Annotated in this window: 18 protein-coding genes; all 18 read right to left on the bottom strand. The window is 41.1% G+C overall.

From position 1 onward, the window contains the following. Positions 1-188: 188 nt before the first annotated feature. Complete coding sequence (locus GMD4S_RS02390) at positions 189-401, bottom strand: hypothetical protein (protein ID WP_000710706.1); 213 nt, start codon at positions 399-401, stop codon at positions 189-191. Positions 402-467: 66 nt separating this feature from the next. After that, positions 468-659, bottom strand: coding sequence for a hypothetical protein (locus tag GMD4S_RS02385; RefSeq protein WP_000177340.1), 192 nt, complete (start codon positions 657-659; stop codon positions 468-470). Further along, positions 660-947, bottom strand: coding sequence for a hypothetical protein (locus GMD4S_RS02380; RefSeq protein WP_000542381.1), 288 nt, complete (start codon positions 945-947; stop codon positions 660-662). A gap of 113 nt (positions 948-1060) precedes the next feature. Then, a complete protein-coding gene (locus GMD4S_RS02375; RefSeq protein ID WP_009013763.1) occupies positions 1061-1288 on the bottom strand; it encodes a hypothetical protein in 228 nt (75 codons plus the stop codon). Positions 1289-1360: 72 nt separating this feature from the next. Continuing rightward, positions 1361-1576 carry a hypothetical protein gene (locus tag GMD4S_RS02370; protein ID WP_000043341.1) on the bottom strand — a complete coding sequence of 72 codons (216 nt, stop codon included), beginning with the start codon at positions 1574-1576 and terminating at the stop codon, positions 1361-1363. Positions 1577-1651: 75 nt separating this feature from the next. Next, complete coding sequence (locus GMD4S_RS02365) at positions 1652-1834, bottom strand: hypothetical protein (protein WP_000780387.1); 183 nt, start codon at positions 1832-1834, stop codon at positions 1652-1654. A 617-nt stretch (positions 1835-2451) separates the two neighbouring features. Beyond that, complete coding sequence (gene rpsD / locus GMD4S_RS02360) at positions 2452-3063, bottom strand: 30S ribosomal protein S4 (protein ID WP_000092756.1); 612 nt, start codon at positions 3061-3063, stop codon at positions 2452-2454. Positions 3064-3264: 201 nt separating this feature from the next. Further along, the gene (locus GMD4S_RS02355) at positions 3265-4299 is read right to left on the bottom strand and encodes a sensor histidine kinase (RefSeq protein WP_000769387.1); all 1035 of its coding nucleotides are present in this window, start codon (positions 4297-4299) and stop codon (positions 3265-3267) included. Continuing rightward, positions 4296-4994, bottom strand: coding sequence for a response regulator transcription factor (locus GMD4S_RS02350; protein ID WP_000751224.1), 699 nt, complete (start codon positions 4992-4994; stop codon positions 4296-4298). The genes GMD4S_RS02355 and GMD4S_RS02350 overlap by 4 nt, the downstream gene beginning before the upstream one ends. Before the next feature lie 80 nt (positions 4995-5074). Continuing rightward, on the bottom strand, positions 5075-7162 hold the full coding sequence (locus tag GMD4S_RS02345; RefSeq protein ID WP_000671339.1) for a YSIRK signal domain/LPXTG anchor domain surface protein: 2088 nt from the start codon (positions 7160-7162) through the stop codon (positions 5075-5077). Between the two features lie 155 nt (positions 7163-7317). Beyond that, positions 7318-7983 (bottom strand): potassium channel family protein, encoded by a 666-nt coding sequence (locus GMD4S_RS02340; protein WP_001283881.1) that lies wholly within the window; start codon positions 7981-7983, stop codon positions 7318-7320. Between the two features lie 13 nt (positions 7984-7996). Continuing rightward, on the bottom strand, positions 7997-9376 hold the full coding sequence (locus tag GMD4S_RS02335) for a TrkH family potassium uptake protein (RefSeq protein WP_000897922.1): 1380 nt from the start codon (positions 9374-9376) through the stop codon (positions 7997-7999). A 33-nt stretch (positions 9377-9409) separates the two neighbouring features. Then, positions 9410-10174 (bottom strand): nucleoside phosphorylase, encoded by a 765-nt coding sequence (locus tag GMD4S_RS02330; RefSeq protein ID WP_000615020.1) that lies wholly within the window; start codon positions 10172-10174, stop codon positions 9410-9412. A gap of 23 nt (positions 10175-10197) precedes the next feature. Then, positions 10198-10425, bottom strand: coding sequence for a hypothetical protein (locus tag GMD4S_RS02325; RefSeq protein WP_000262211.1), 228 nt, complete (start codon positions 10423-10425; stop codon positions 10198-10200). A 33-nt stretch (positions 10426-10458) separates the two neighbouring features. Further along, a complete protein-coding gene (locus GMD4S_RS02320; RefSeq protein WP_000361926.1) occupies positions 10459-11082 on the bottom strand; it encodes a TetR/AcrR family transcriptional regulator in 624 nt (207 codons plus the stop codon). 39 nt (positions 11083-11121) lie between these two features. Continuing rightward, positions 11122-12204 carry an ABC transporter permease gene (locus tag GMD4S_RS02315; RefSeq protein WP_001259044.1) on the bottom strand — a complete coding sequence of 361 codons (1083 nt, stop codon included), beginning with the start codon at positions 12202-12204 and terminating at the stop codon, positions 11122-11124. Position 12205: 1 nt separating this feature from the next. Next, a complete protein-coding gene (locus GMD4S_RS02310; RefSeq protein ID WP_000854375.1) occupies positions 12206-12922 on the bottom strand; it encodes an ABC transporter ATP-binding protein in 717 nt (238 codons plus the stop codon). 419 nt (positions 12923-13341) lie between these two features. Beyond that, positions 13342-14577, bottom strand: a complete 1236-nt coding sequence (locus GMD4S_RS02305; RefSeq protein ID WP_000837416.1) for a carbohydrate-binding domain-containing protein — start codon at positions 14575-14577, stop codon at positions 13342-13344. Between the last annotated feature and the right edge of the window lie 239 nt (positions 14578-14816).

Genomic DNA, 14816 nt, shown 5'->3' with positions numbered 1-14816 from the left:
TATAATTACGGTACCAGTATATCATAAATAATAACAAAATCTTGACTTTCCGAAAAATAAGTATTTTCCGGAAAAATATCGAAATTAAATCAAAACTAAAAATATCTCATACATTTGAACTGCACCCCAAAAGTTAGACAGAAAAAATCTAACTTTTGGGGTGCAGTTCATCAAAGGTGCTTTTCATTTTAAAAAACTTGTGGAAAAACTTCATCCCATATATCTACTAAGCTTTTCCCGTCAAATACTTTAGCTTCCATAGCTTCATCAATTGTATCAAACTGCTGACCTTCATAATCATAACCAACTACACATATACTCGATAAAAAGCAAGCACCTCGGCTATTATAATTAAATTCAAGATCTTTGTCTAAATATTTTTTAATTTCATCCTTTTTCATATAGGACCATCCCAACTAAAACAATCTCAACAAACAAGATTTTTTCCTTAGATTCTATTCCCACTACTAGCTTTCTATGATGCTGACGATTTCATCTTCAAAATATTCATAAAGAGTTCCATCAACATCTACCAGCAAGGAGTCAATCTCCTCGTCATTGTCAGAGGCGTCACAATAGTCTTCTACAAATCCTCTAACTACCGCGCCATTTTTTAACGTGATAATTACATCTGTACGGTTAAATTTCCAGAGTGTCATTTAAATATTCCTTTCAATATTGGCTAATTGCTTTGCTTTTTCGTAGTAAGGTGTTAAGAAATCGATAAAACCTTGTTTGTCGCTTGGATCATGTTCCTCTAAAAATATCATCAACTCAAAGTCATTGAGAGCGTCAAACATTTCAGAGTTTTCATTATCCCAAGCCTCGGAAAATTCCGCATCTTCTCCAAAAAGAGCGTTAAACGTAAAGGAAAAATCCCAAAAATTATCAATCTGACCACTGACTGTTTGCTGGAGCATGTCTAATACTTGTTGACTATAACCCATTACCCTTCCCCTCCTAATAAGAACGTTGTAGCATATTGAGCTACGTTCCAAAAATTTAACAGACAAAATCTAATTTTTGGGGTGCAGTTCATTCATCAAAGATGATTTTTATTTTAATAATACTGCACTTCAATTCCATCCATAATTTCTACTAAAGTGTTATCGTCAATTTTTAGAGAAATCAGATCAATGAATGATGATACCTGGTATTCCTTATCTCCAATCACCACTACAATATCATGAACAGAATTAGGAAAAATCCCACATACTTGACCATTATAATCAAAAGAGGCATCCCAACCATTGTCATATAACTCTTGTAAATCATCTAATATTGCCATATAAACTAAATCCTTTTCCATAGTGTTTTCTTTCAAATAAGGCAGGTAAAAGCACCTAGATTGTTCTAAGTCCTATGAGATTGTTTTAATCGAGACAATCTCACTCTCAAAGAGAGAAATTTCAGTAGCTTCATCTGGACTAGGATTAGCAATGAGAATAGTGATTTCATCTTGCTCATCATTGTCCATTTCGTCAACAAAGTCTATGACACGTCCCTTGATTATCTTATCGCAATTAGTGACTATCTGAACCCTTGATCGAAGATACTTCCAAAGCTGTTTACTCATTTATTTTCCTCTCTGCTATTTTTTCGATAGTTCTTATACTTTTTATAGTTAGTCGATAAAATCGCCTAGGTTGAACTAAGCACTAATAATTTTGATTTTCTTGATAATATCTTCAGGATATGAGCGATCACCTATAACTATTTCGTCAGGACCATCTAAATCATAACCGTCAAACCAATCAACCACCCTACCCTTGATGGAGGTCCCATCTTCTAAAATAAGGCGAACATTTTTATCAACATATTCCCATAATTTCATTAAGTTCCTTCTCTCTAACATCGGAACAATATGACCCAATATTAGTTATTTACTAATGGCTTTTAGTTCCTGTTAAAAGCATTATAGCACACCTTACTTGCTAAAGTACAACAAGCACCCCATTAGACTAACCTGCTACTTTGCTTTCTTGTAAAAATGTTGTATACTTAAGTAAATAAAGGAAGTAATCTTGTTCCCCCCTGTCTACTATGTGGTCGGAATGATGGTTACTTCTTTTTTCCCCCTTACTATCTCAATAGCCTTGTATTTAAAAGTTTTTTAGGCTATAATTAAATTAACGAATAGAGGTTTTCCATCTCCCCTTGAAACAGATCTTTCTGCGGTAGGAGGTGGGACGCCTCTATTTGTTTTTTAAGTCAAAATGATGTAAAATTAATTCAAGAAAGAAGTGTGGTTTTCCCGCCTAAAAGCTCTATAGCTGTGGGAGGGTCACGCTTCTTTTTACCTCTCAAAAGAGAACGCAAAAAAAGCCGTCTCATTCTTTGAAGCAGCAATGAAATCAATCTAGCAAATATCTAAGCAAACCCAGAAATCAACCTTTTAAGACAAAGCAAAAAGCCCACTGTTGTAGGCTTTCTGTAAGATATTTCTTAAAATTAAAGCATCTTGTTGTAGAATTCAACGACAAGTGCTTCGTTGATTTCTGGGTTGATTTCGTCGCGTTCTGGCAAGCGAGTCAATGAACCTTCCAATTTTTCAGCATCGAATGATACGAATGCTGGACGTCCAAGAGTAGCTTCTACTGCTTCAAGGATTGCTGGAACTTTCAATGATTTTTCACGAACTGAGATTACTTGACCTGGAGTTACACGGTATGATGGGATATCAACGCGTTTTCCGTCAACAAGGATGTGACCGTGGTTTACGAATTGACGAGCTTGACGACGAGTAGTCGCAAGACCAAGACGGTAAACAACGTTATCCAAACGACGTTCCAAAAGAAGCATGAAGTTGAAACCTAGGATTCCGCCTTTGATTTTTGTAGCTTGTACGAACAAGTTACGGAATTGTTTTTCACCTACACCGTAAGTGAAACGAAGTTTTTGTTTTTCAGCCAATTGCAAACCGTATTCTGACAATTTAGAACGGTTGTTTGGTCCGTGTTGTCCTGGTACGTAGTTACGACGTGCCAATTCTTTACCTGTACCTGTAAGTGAAAGGCCAAGGCGACGAGCTTGTTTCCAAGATGGTCCTGTATAACGTGACATATGTATGTCCTCCTGATATAAATAATATTTGGCGGAAATAGTCACTTAGAAAGCCCTGATTCGTGCAGATGCCCTTCGCCTAAACAGCCAAGGTTACTTGTCATAAGACACCTGTTGACGAGCTTCATGCTTTCCTGCTGCTATTTCACACAAAGGCTATTATACCATGAAAAGCTAGATATGTAAAGGGATTTTACAGCTTTATTTCAAATTGAGGCTGAATGTAAATTTGCTTCCTAAGCCATATTGACTTTCTGCTGTGATTTCGCCACCAAGCTGATGGGCTAGTTCGCGTGCAATCGCAAGTCCTAATCCATGTCCACCTGTCTTCATATTGCGCGAAGTTTCTACACGATAAAGTCGTTTAAAGATCTTTTCCAAATCCTCAGGAAGGATTCCCTGACCCTCGTCTTTCACACTGATTCTCAGCTCTTGTTCTGTTAATTGGGCAAGAACCTCGATTCTGGTTCCTGGTTCTGAATATTTAAAGGCATTGTTTAACAAATTGACCAGAATGCGAGAAAGTTTGTCAGAATGGCTCTTGATTTTCGCCGACTCAGGTGATACTTGAATGTAAACATCTCGCTCCTCTTGTTCAATCTGGAGTTGAAATTCACTCATTGACTCAATCAACAGCTGATCTAAAAAGACCTCTTCGACTTCTTCATCAGCAGTATCTTGAGGTTGGGTGTTAAGAGTCAGAACATCCAATTCCTCCACTAGCTTGTTTAGACGCTCGGTTTGCCGACCAATCGTGGCTAAGTAGTGGAGTCGCTCCTCTTCCTTAATCACTCCATCTAGAATTCCCTCCACAGTAACCTGAATGGAGGTAATGGGAGTTTTAATATCGTGAGAGAGCTGCGCAATCATCATTCTCTTTTCTTGCTCGCTCTCATCAAGTGATTGAAAGGTGGCTTGCAAATTGTGGGACATGTCATTAAAAGCCTGGCCCAGCTCTTGAAATTCTAATGGTCCCTTGGTTTCAATTTCTGTGCTGAAATCCTTGCTTGCTATATCCTGAGCTTGTTTTTTCAAATGTTTCAGAGAAGAGAACACTGGCGACAAAAGAAAGATGCTCACTGCAGCGCCAATGAAACTAGCAATCAAGGTCATTCCAACGAGAAAGTAAACTTCACTTTTCTCGATCAACATCCGTTGGACTGCCCAGAAAACGACCAAAATCGTTAGTAGAGTCGACACTAGATACCCCACTAAAATATAGTTTTTTAATTTCATGTTCTACCTCTTGGTCTTTCCATCTTATAACCCAAACCCCAGACAGTTTTGATAGCAGGAGCATTTGAATTTGTATACTTGGTCAACTCTTGCCTCAAAGCATGGATATGAACATTGAGTGTATTGGTATCATCTACATAGTCCTCTTGCCATACCTTCTCGTAAAGTTCCGTCTTTGAAAAGACTCTCTCGGGATTGCTGGCTAATATCCATAGAAGTTCAAAGGATTTTACTGTCAATTCCAAAGGTTGCTCCCCAATGCGAACCTCATGAGTCACATGGTTGATTACCAAGTCACCAAACTCGATCTGTTCTGTCTCTCCTCCACGGCTAAGGCGACGCAAGATATTATTCACTCTTAAAACCAATTCGCGTGGGCTAAAGGGTTTGACTATAAAATCATCTGCCCCCAAACTTAATCCATAAATCTTATCCTGTTCGCTTGTCTTAGCAGTTGTAAAGAGGAAGGGTTGATCCGGAGCGATATACTGAACTTCACTGATAAAATCATACCCGTCCATATTGGGCATCATGATATCTGTGATAATGAGGTCGATAGATTTTTTTCTGAAAAGCTCTAATCCCTCCTTACCATCATGGGCGACCAAAACATCGTAACCTGCCTGTATAAGATAGCGGTTTTGAATATCTAGAATATCTATTTCATCATCAACCAGCAAAATTGTCTTTTTCATCTGACACTCCTTCGATAAAAACAGTGTTATACTTGCTTTAGTATAACACTATTTTCTCTAATGTTTAAGTGATTTGAATCTTAATCTTCTCGTTTGGTTGTCAAACCCAAAAGTCCAACAAGCCCTGCCAAGGCTAGACCAACTATACCAAGGCCAGCTGTAGCTGTTTGAGCTTCCCCAGTATTTGGTAACATCGCTTTATCATCTTTTTTCATCATATTAGCCATTGGGCTAGAAGCTGGTTGATCTACTTTCATATCTGACATATGGTGATTTGTACCCATCATACCCTTAGTCGTACCTGTAGAGCCTGTTTCAGAAGGCTTCGTATTCATCTGACCTTGTTGAGATGGTATTGTCGCCATTTCTTTTCCACGAAGCTGAATCGTTACTTGACGAGTAGCAATCAGATTGGTCAAATCAGGTTTGCCATCTTTAGATCCATAGACTTTAACAGTAGCTAGATATGTATGGGTTCCGTTAGCTCGAAGTTGATCCAGCAAGGCCTGACCATCTTTGCCAACCGTATTGCCATTCAAATCCACTTCGTAGAAATATTGACCTTTAGCCAAGCCTTCAAGTGGCAATAGGGCAGGATTTTTAGCTGTTCCGTTGTCTGACCATGGAGCTTTGTCTGAAGCTTTTAACAAGAGGCGAGTCAACATACCATCTCCACCAAAAGCTTCATACGGAATAACTTGGTTGACACCAGCCAAGAAAGGTCCAGGAACCTTAGCCTTATCAAGGTAGCTAGCTGGAACATCAATCATGTCTTTGACATTGTTAACAACAGACTCTTTAACCTGATTTGGTGTGGTCAAACCATTCAAATTAACAGTCAAATCTTTAGTCGCTACCAGATTAGTCAAGTCAGGCTTGCCGTCTTTCGCACCGTACACCTTGATAGTAGCTTTATAGCTTTGAGTACCATTTTGTTTCAAGAGGTCAAGCAGCTCTTTATCTGATTTTCCTTGGGTGCCTGCCAAGTCTACTTCATAGAAGTAAAGACCTTTGCCCAATTTCTCTACTGGTGGGAGAGCAGGATTTTTAGCTGTTCCGTTGTCTGACCATGGAGCCTTATCGGATGCTTTCAAGATAAGACGAGTTAACATGCCGTCTCCAGCGAAGAATTCATATGGAATGACTTGATTGACACCAGCTGTAAATGGTCCTGGGAAGTTAGCCTTGTCCAAGTAAGTGGCTGGGACATCTACTGTATCTTTGGTATTGTCAGCCACACCTTTTTGGACTTCAGCTGGAGTGGTCAAGCCATTCAAATTAACAGTCAAATCTTTAGTTGCTACGAGGTTAGTTAAGTCAGGCTTGCCGTCTTTCGCACCGTACACCTTGATAGTAGCTTTATAGCTTTGAGTACCATTTTGTTTCAAGAGATCAAGCAACTCTTTGTCAGATTTGCCTTGGGTTCCGGCCAAGTCTACTTCGTAGAAGTAAAGGCCTTTGCCCAATTTCTCTACCGGTGGGAGAGCGGGATTTTTAGCTGTTCCGTTGTCTGACCATGGAGCCTTGTCGGATGCTTTCAAGATAAGACGAGTCAACATGCCGTCACCAGCGAAGAATTCGTATGGAATGACTTGGTTGACACCAGCTGTAAATGGACCTGGGAAATTGGCTTTGTCAAGGTAGCTAGCCGGAACATCTACTGTATCTTTGGTGTTGTCAGCCACGCCTTTTTGCACTTCAGCTGGGGTGGTCGCTGGTTGCGCTTCACTGGCTTCACGGTCTTGTCCAGAAACTGTAGACGCAGGACTTTCCACAGGTTTAACTGCATCTTCTGTTTGTTTCTTAGAGTCAGGTTGTGCTTGTACTTCTTCTTTTGGCGCTACTGCAGGCTCTTTAGCAGTTGCATCCGCTTTTTCTGAAGAGCTTGTAGTATCCAAGCTTGCTTTAGGTGCTGAGTCTGCTTGTTCTGAAGGAAGAGCTACATCGACTGCTTTTTTGAGAACCTCTGCTGGTAAGTCGCTTTTTTCACTCACCGAAGCAGCGTCTGGCACGACTTGGGCAGGAGTCGGATTGACGACATCAGCGCGTGCAGAACTTGGTTGACCAACTAGGACAAAGAAGCCACTAGCCACAACAACTGAAGCAACACCGACACTGAGACGGCGAATAGACCAACGAGTATATCTCTGATTTGGATTGAATTTCATAGGATTCTCCTTAGAGTTTTCTTTTTTTGATGACTCTAGTATAATCTCCTAAAATTAAAAAGGATTAAGAAAAAGTTAAAATTTTTCTTAAATCCCTCTTATAAAATACTTATATTGACTCGTTAATTATTTGGAAAGAGAGTACCCTTCCTCTCCTACTCACTCAGTTCAGCTAGGGTGTCCAGATGTTGGTTATTAATGACGGCCATGATGTAGGCATCTGCCTGCAAGAGGTCATTGGGTCCGAATTGGACATCCAGAGGAGCATTTTCGTAGGCACGAAAGCCAAGTACGTTGAGGTTGTATCGCCCACGCAAATCCAACTGACTGAGGCTTTTATCTACCCATGATTGGGGGATTTTCATCTCGACAATCGATACATTCTTGTCCAGCTGAAAGACGTCTACACTGTTATGAAAGAGGATGGTCTGTGCCAATGAGCGCCCCATTTCAAACTCTGGTGAGATGACTGCGTCCGCGCCAATTTTTTCTAACACCTTTTTAGCTGTATGACTTTTGACCTTGGCAATAACGGTCGGCACCCCTAGACTCTTGCAGTGCATGACCGCGAGAACACTGGATTCTAGATTTTCACCCGTTGCGACAACTACGGTATCACAGGTGTCAATCCCCGCTGATAGAAGGAGTTCTTCATCCGTGATATCTCCAACTACCCCACGCGCCAGCACAGGTTCAAATTGATTAATGCGTTCCTCGTGGTCATCAATAGCAATGATATTCATGTCATGCTTGGCTAGAGCAGCCAAAACACTGCTCCCAAAAATTCCCAAGCCTAAAATTCCAATTGTCCGATCTGACATCGTTCTTCCTTTCTTATCCAATAGTGATATCTGCTTTCATATAGTGAATCGTATCTTTCTTGTCTGGCTGGTATTCCGCTACACTGACCAGTAGTGTCAAGGGACCAATACGGCCGATAAACATCAACAACATAACGATACTGAGGGCTATCTTGCCTAGCTCTGGTGTTAAATTTGCCGTCACCCCAACTGTCGCAAGGGCTGAAATGGTCTCAAACATGAGGTAGATAAAGCGCGGATTTCCTTCTGCGGTTACCCCTAGCAGAATCAAGCCCAGCAAGAATGTTAGCAAGAAGATAATAAAGACACTGAAAGATTTTTGCACGGTTCGGGGTTCAATAGTCCTCCGAGCCACATTGGCATGAGGCAAGCCCAATAGTTCGCTACGAGCGAAGACCAACAAGACAAAGAAGGTCGTAATCTTGAGCCCCCCTGCTGTCCCTCCAGGCGCCCCTCCTAGAAACATCTGTAGGATATAGATGAACAAGGTAACTGGTCGAGCCTGGGTGTAGTCAATGGAAGCAAAACCTGCCGTTCTCATGCTGACGGTCTGAAAGAAACTAACCAGCAATTTCTCTGGAGCGCTGAGATTTCCAATCGTTCCAGGATTGTTCCACTCAATGAACAAAGTCGATACGGTTCCAAAGAGCAGAATTCCCGCCGTTAAAAAGAGAACCAACTTGGTATGGAAACGCAGACGGCGTTTTTTCTTTTTCCCAAACTGGGTCGCTAGGTCAAACCAGACCATAAATCCTAGCCCCCCCGTGATAATCAATCCTGCGATCACTAGATTGATCAAGGGATCCGTTTGAAAGGCTACCAAACTCGTACTTCCAAAATTATCAAATCCAGCATTGCAGAAAGCTGAAACAGCCAAAAAGATAGAGGTTAGAATCCCTCGCCCCCAGCCAAATTCAGGAATAAAGCGGAAACTCAAGAGAAAGGCACCGATCCCTTCCACCAAAAAAGTCGTCAGAAAGATTGAGCGGATGAAGTCCTTTAGAGACTGGGTTTCTCCATAACTGAAACTTTCTTGAATAGTCTCACGACCACGAAGGCTGAGCTTTTGCTTGCCTTGGATATAAAAGATTCCGATAAAGGTCATGAGCCCCAAACCACCAATCTGGATCAAAATCATACAGATCAACTGGCCCCAGATATTATAAGTCGAAGCCACTGGCAGAGTGAAAAGCCCTGTCACACAGACCATGGACACGGTCGTAAAGAGATGGTCAAAGTAGGTCGCTTGTGACGTTTCTGCTTGCACAAAGGGGAGACTTAAAAGGAGAGAACCCAAGAAGATTACTAGGGCAAAACTTAAAAAGATGCGACGGGCTGGCGACAAGCGTCCCAGTATCGTCTTGATTTTTTCCAAAAAAGATTTGAATAACATAACTACATTCTACCATAAAAACAGTCAGAACACTCACATGTGGTGCACAATGGCAAGACAGAGTTCGAGTGCCTTATCAAAAGCTTCTGAGCCCCAGTCACGACTGTCGTAGTTGTCCAGATCCGCTAAGGAATCTGCAGTAAAGAGCAATTCTCCCCAGACAACACCACGTAGCTGAGCCACTGCCGCAAGAGCCGAGCACTCCATTTCCACAACAGCGCAGCCTTCTTCCTTGCGATAGGCAACCTTTTCAGCCGTCTCTCGGTAAAAACCATCTGTCGTCCAGGTCATAACTTCCTCATAAGGAATGCCTCTTTGCTCCAAAACTTGCTCAATGGCAGAGACAGCCTCAATCTGCATCTCCATATAACGAGAAGGCGCTACATAATGGTAGCTGGTCCCCTCATCTCGCAGAGCGCGAACAGGGACGAGAAAGGCATTTTCCTCTATATCGGCTAGGACGCCACAGGTTCCAGTGGAAATGATTTGCTCCACACCATAGCCAATCAACCAATCCATAAACTGGGCCGCTGGGGCAGAGCCCACGGGCGCCTGGGCTAGACAGATCTCCTCGTCCTTGTAGTTGATGACATATACTGGATAGGTTTTGGTGGCAGAAACGAACTCACCAACACAGTCCGCCCCTACTTCCTGAGCATAGCGGTCAATCTCCTCCTCCAAAAATGCATAGATACACTTCTTTGGCAACTTCAAGTCTAACCCCTCATGTGTTGGCATAAGGACCGCTTGGGGGTTATCATCAAACTCTAAAATGGGAATCGCATGCTTCTGAATCATCGCCCACCTCCTCTAATTTTGTACTATTGTATCAAAAACTGACGGAGTGTCAAGGAGTTGTCTTTAGCAAGCCAGAAATCTCCTCTTCCATACACCTGAGAAATCGTTGCACCGCTGGAGAAGTCGGTTTCTGTTTTAGTAAAGTGATTGAGGACTATCACCAAAATACCAAATTCAACAATAAAAAAGCACAAATCTGCATCAGGTAATGTATACCCTTTTATATTATCTTGTACAAGAAGCCAAACCAATAGAATCTAGCCTCCATTTTGTCTAGGCCTACTCTATTTCCACAAACCACCTAAAATCTGTTTTTCTAATAAGTCTAGGTCTTCTTCCTTTATTTCTCCGTTGTCACTAACGATATAAAGCTGAGCGAAGTAAGCCAACAATGGACCAACACAAATACGAACCATTTGAGGAATCGTTAACTCTGGATTTACACGTGGATCTGCTAGCAATTCCTTATGAAGCACTCGAAGTTTATCTTGAATAGCACTCCAGATAAAAATCTGTTCATTTTTTAGTTTTTTATTTGAAAAACTCTCCTGCAGAATGATTTTCATCAAAGCACGATTTTTTTTGAGATAGCTCATACGATCATGGACGAGATAACGAACCCTCTCTTCTGTCGTTTCAAAAGCTAAGAGTTCCTCAAAAAAACTGCCGAAAATGCCTGGGACTACAGGATGTAAAATAGCCGTCAGTAAATCATCCTTCGTCTTAAAATACTTAAACAAAGTTGCTTGGCTTAGTCCAGCACGCTCAGCTATGTGAAGAGTTGAGGTCCCATGGTAACTCCTGGTTGATATGAGATCCACTGCTGCCTGCATGATTTTTTTCTTTCCTTGAGGGTAATTCGCTTCTTCTAAGTAATCTTCAAACGATTCAAAAACAGTCTTATCCATCTAATCTTCACACCTTTTTAGCATTATTTATGTTGATTTCTAAACTTTACGATAACGACGCAATCCAACAATATTAAGAATTGTTAAAATGATCAAGAAAACCATTAAAACACCAAGATTTGACAAAATATCACCAAGATTGTGCCCGTAAAGAATAATCTGGCTTATTGCATCACCAGAATAGGTTAATGGCAAAAATTTCCCCACAGTTGGAGCCCATTCTCCCATGGATGACAATGGAATAATTCCTGAGAAAAAAAGTTGGGGCATAATCACGAGAGGAATAAATTGCATCATTTGGAATTCTGATTTTGCTAGAGTAGACAAGAGAATTCCAAAAGCTAGTGCTACAAGAGCCAGTACCACATTAACTATTATAACATTTAAAATACTTCCTACAACTTCTACATCTAGTAGCCAAATTGCTGCTAAAACGACAACTGCCGTTTGAAAAATCGCAATAATACCGTAAGACAACATATAGCCATAGACGATTTCAGATCGTTTCACTGGTGTTGCTAACAAACGTTCTAGTGTTCCACTGGTGCGCTCTTTCAAAAGCGCCATACCTGAAATCAAAAAGACAAAGAAGAAAACTACAAAACCTATCAAAACCGGAATCATGCTGGTAAAGAAGCTTGTATTTTCATCTCCATACTGGTAAGACTCCTTGATTTCTGGTGTTTTTGCGTCCGAGTCCAATTGTGGAAGAGCTTGTTTAACACGAGATACTAACTGATCGGTGCCTTCACTGGCGATACTCGTTCGTAACACTTGTCGTGTCATAGTTGTTTTAGAAGCATCCGTATTTGCGTAGTCGACCTGGTACTCACCGTCTTTATAAGAAATCACAGCATCGACTTTTTCATTTGCTAGCGCTTCTTTGGCTTGATCTAAGTCTTGATAAGTCTCGACGTCCACATGATCGAGCTCATCCATTTTCGTTACCAAACCAGTTGGTAGATCCTGTGTTGCTAACTTGACATCCACGGTTGTACTAGCTGAAAACATGAGGTTCATCAACCACATGATAAAAACAGGTGCTATAAACATCAGAGCTAGAGTTCGTTTGTCGCGAAGTAATTCTTTGATGACTTTTTTTGCAATCGCTATTGTTCTCATTTTACTCACCTTCTGCTTTTAAAAATACTTCTTCAATACTTGAAACTTGATAACTTTCTTTTAAGTGTTGCGGTGTATCAAAAGCAATGATTTTTCCGCCTAATAATAAGCCGACCTTATCCGTCAACTCTGCTTCATCCATAACATGGGTAGTAACTAATATCCCAACCCCATTGTCTCTAAGCGCGAATAATTCTTTCCAGATTTTCTTTCGAAGAGAAGGGTCGATTCCAACTGTCGGTTCGTCCAAAATCAAGAGTTGAGGATTTCCTAAAAGCGCGATAGCCAGTGACAAACGCCGTTTCATTCCTCCAGAATAACCAGATACCGCCTTGTTTAAGTAGTCTGTCAGATCTACTACTTGAGCTATATAAGCAATTTCCGCCTTTAGGTCTTTTTTAGAAAGCCCCTTTAGCTGACCAAAAAATTCCAGATTTTCTTGGCCTGACAAGGACTCGTATAAAGCATCTGATTGGGCCATATAGCCAATATCTCCTAAAATATGGCGATTGGGCATAGTGTGATTTAACACTAAAGCTACGCCTCCATCAGCCTTTTCCATTCCTAACGTAGTCTTAATCATAGTTGATTTACCAGCACCAGACGGACCAATTAATCCTATAATTTCTCCTGGCTGCAATTCAAAGCTGACATGATTCAGAACTATTTGATGGTCAAAAGATTTTACTAAATCTTGTAAATGTAGTAATGTTTTCATTTACTTCCTCCTTGGTGAGTTAATACTCACTTTTTAAATCACCGAAGCTATTATAGTGAGTAATCACTCACTTGTCAAGAGAAAGGGTTAAATTCTTTAAAAAAATAAAACACCAGATTCGTATCTGATGTTTATAATGGATAGCTATTGCTTTTAGAGCTGTTTCTAAATCTCTTCACGATACTCCGAAATGGTCTTTCCTGTCCACTTTTTAAAGGCCTATTCTTCCTCTACTTTTCTCAGCCAATCCTACTACTGTCATCACAATAGCAACCTTGATAACCTTAGCTATGGAAATTCACTTTATCCGTTTTTATATGAAACAGACCAAGAAGTTCTCAACTCCGGATTGGTATTTATTCTAGAAAATCCTTCCTACATAAAACTCTCCCTTCTCTTTCGAGAAAGGAGATTCTTTTTTATCCTTGTCCGCCAGGGGCTGGACCGTCGCCTTGAGGGCCTCCATTTGGTCCACCGCCTCCAGGTATAGAATTGACGATTTCCGTTTGTTTTTCACCGTTGAGATAGATATCTCCACCTGTGTAGGTCGCTGTTCCATCAAAGTCAAAACCTGTTTGACCAGTCATTTTAATGGTCCCACCTGTGACCGTAATATTGCCGTTTGAGTCGATTGGGTCTGTGTCTCCTTGGCCGACTTCTACAGTCAGATTCCCGCCGTTCATAGTGAAGAAGATTTCATTCTGTTGGGCGTTTTTGTTAGCTGCGTTGACTCCATCATCTGTTGAGTAGATGCTAATATCCCCACCGTTGATAGTGATTGACTTACCTTCAAGTCCTTCTGTCGAATTCTTGACGGTGTAGGTACCACTATCGATGACGAGGTCTCCAGATGCGTGGATGCCATCATCTCCTGCTGTGACGGTGATGTTGTTGTTGGATAGGTACATGGTCCCAACTGAAGTATCCTCGTCATTGTCCACCTTGACCCCATCCTCTTTGGCATCGATGGTCATGGTCGTACCAGTGATGTTGAGTTCATCATTGACATTGAAGGCATCGCCAACTGCTGTGATGTTATAGGTTCCACCCGTGATGTGGAGGGTGTCGTTGGCCTTGATACCATTGTTCTTCTTGCCATCTACATTGAGAGTTCCTTTCCCGTTGATGGTCAAATCCACCTTAGAAAAGAGAGCTGCGTCTGCTTTTTCGTCACTGTTAGAGCTTGAGTCAGAGAGACTGTTGGTGGTTCCCTCTGCTAGAGTCAAGTAGACATGACCAGCTGATGTCGCAGATATCGCTGCATTGGTATTGGTCATGGTCGCGCCTTTTAGGACTAGATGAACATCTGCAGACTTATCTGCCTCGATCTTGATCTGCACTCCGTCAGACTGACCTGAAATCACATAGGTCCCAGATTTTGTGATGGTCACTGTTGATTCAGAGACTGTCACGCCATCCCCAAAGACGTTTGCTGATGAGCCAGATAACTCAATCTTAGAAGCTGTGCTTTCGTCATAAGAAGTATCATTGTCCTTCTCTGTAAAATAGGATGATTGGTTTGTCTTTGTTGCAGTTGTTGTGGCACTATTTGTCGTTGCATTGGTATTGGATGTAGTTGTTGACTGGGCACATGCTGCCATCAGCACTATTGCCGTTAAACTCGTTGCGAGTAGGGTCCATTTTTTTGATTTCATAGCTTTTTCCTCTCCTTCGTATGATATAGCTAGACAGTCTACAGAAGATTCCTGAAACAAAACTAAAACTTTTCTGAAAGTTTCCTTAAATTCAGTTTCGCTCAGTATTCTTTTGAAAGGGCTACTAGAAACAATTTGAGAGTACTAAAATGCATTTAATAGTTTTTAAAAGCAACATTCCCAAGTGCGATATCACTCTAACCCAAAAAGCCAAAAAGAAGAAAAATCTATAAGACTAA

Source organism: Streptococcus sp. GMD4S (assembly GCF_000296955.1).
This window is presented reverse-complemented; position numbering and strand designations above follow the sequence as displayed.

What these genes read in the sequence shown, in the direction of transcription:
- GMD4S_RS02385 (WP_000177340.1), bottom strand. Translation starts at nt 659, where the DNA reads ATGACACTCTGGAAATTTAACCGTACAGATGTAATTATCACGTTAAAA.
- GMD4S_RS02390 (WP_000710706.1), bottom strand. Translation starts at nt 401, where the DNA reads ATGAAAAAGGATGAAATTAAAAAATATTTAGACAAAGATCTTGAATTT.
- GMD4S_RS02315 (WP_001259044.1), bottom strand. Translation starts at nt 12,204, where the DNA reads ATGAGAACAATAGCGATTGCAAAAAAAGTCATCAAAGAATTACTTCGC.
- GMD4S_RS02305 (WP_000837416.1), bottom strand. Translation starts at nt 14,577, where the DNA reads ATGAAATCAAAAAAATGGACCCTACTCGCAACGAGTTTAACGGCAATA.
- GMD4S_RS02330 (WP_000615020.1), bottom strand. Translation starts at nt 10,174, where the DNA reads ATGATTCAGAAGCATGCGATTCCCATTTTAGAGTTTGATGATAACCCC.
- GMD4S_RS02320 (WP_000361926.1), bottom strand. Translation starts at nt 11,082, where the DNA reads ATGGATAAGACTGTTTTTGAATCGTTTGAAGATTACTTAGAAGAAGCG.
- GMD4S_RS02335 (WP_000897922.1), bottom strand. Translation starts at nt 9,376, where the DNA reads ATGTTATTCAAATCTTTTTTGGAAAAAATCAAGACGATACTGGGACGC.
- GMD4S_RS02365 (WP_000780387.1), bottom strand. Translation starts at nt 1,834, where the DNA reads ATGAAATTATGGGAATATGTTGATAAAAATGTTCGCCTTATTTTAGAA.
- GMD4S_RS02345 (WP_000671339.1), bottom strand. Translation starts at nt 7,162, where the DNA reads ATGAAATTCAATCCAAATCAGAGATATACTCGTTGGTCTATTCGCCGT.
- GMD4S_RS02340 (WP_001283881.1), bottom strand. Translation starts at nt 7,983, where the DNA reads ATGTCAGATCGGACAATTGGAATTTTAGGCTTGGGAATTTTTGGGAGC.
- GMD4S_RS02310 (WP_000854375.1), bottom strand. Translation starts at nt 12,922, where the DNA reads ATGAAAACATTACTACATTTACAAGATTTAGTAAAATCTTTTGACCAT.
- GMD4S_RS02380 (WP_000542381.1), bottom strand. Translation starts at nt 947, where the DNA reads ATGGGTTATAGTCAACAAGTATTAGACATGCTCCAGCAAACAGTCAGT.
- GMD4S_RS02370 (WP_000043341.1), bottom strand. Translation starts at nt 1,576, where the DNA reads ATGAGTAAACAGCTTTGGAAGTATCTTCGATCAAGGGTTCAGATAGTC.
- GMD4S_RS02375 (WP_009013763.1), bottom strand. Translation starts at nt 1,288, where the DNA reads ATGGCAATATTAGATGATTTACAAGAGTTATATGACAATGGTTGGGAT.
- GMD4S_RS02350 (WP_000751224.1), bottom strand. Translation starts at nt 4,994, where the DNA reads ATGAAAAAGACAATTTTGCTGGTTGATGATGAAATAGATATTCTAGAT.
- rpsD (WP_000092756.1), bottom strand. Translation starts at nt 3,063, where the DNA reads ATGTCACGTTATACAGGACCATCTTGGAAACAAGCTCGTCGCCTTGGC.
- GMD4S_RS02355 (WP_000769387.1), bottom strand. Translation starts at nt 4,299, where the DNA reads ATGAAATTAAAAAACTATATTTTAGTGGGGTATCTAGTGTCGACTCTA.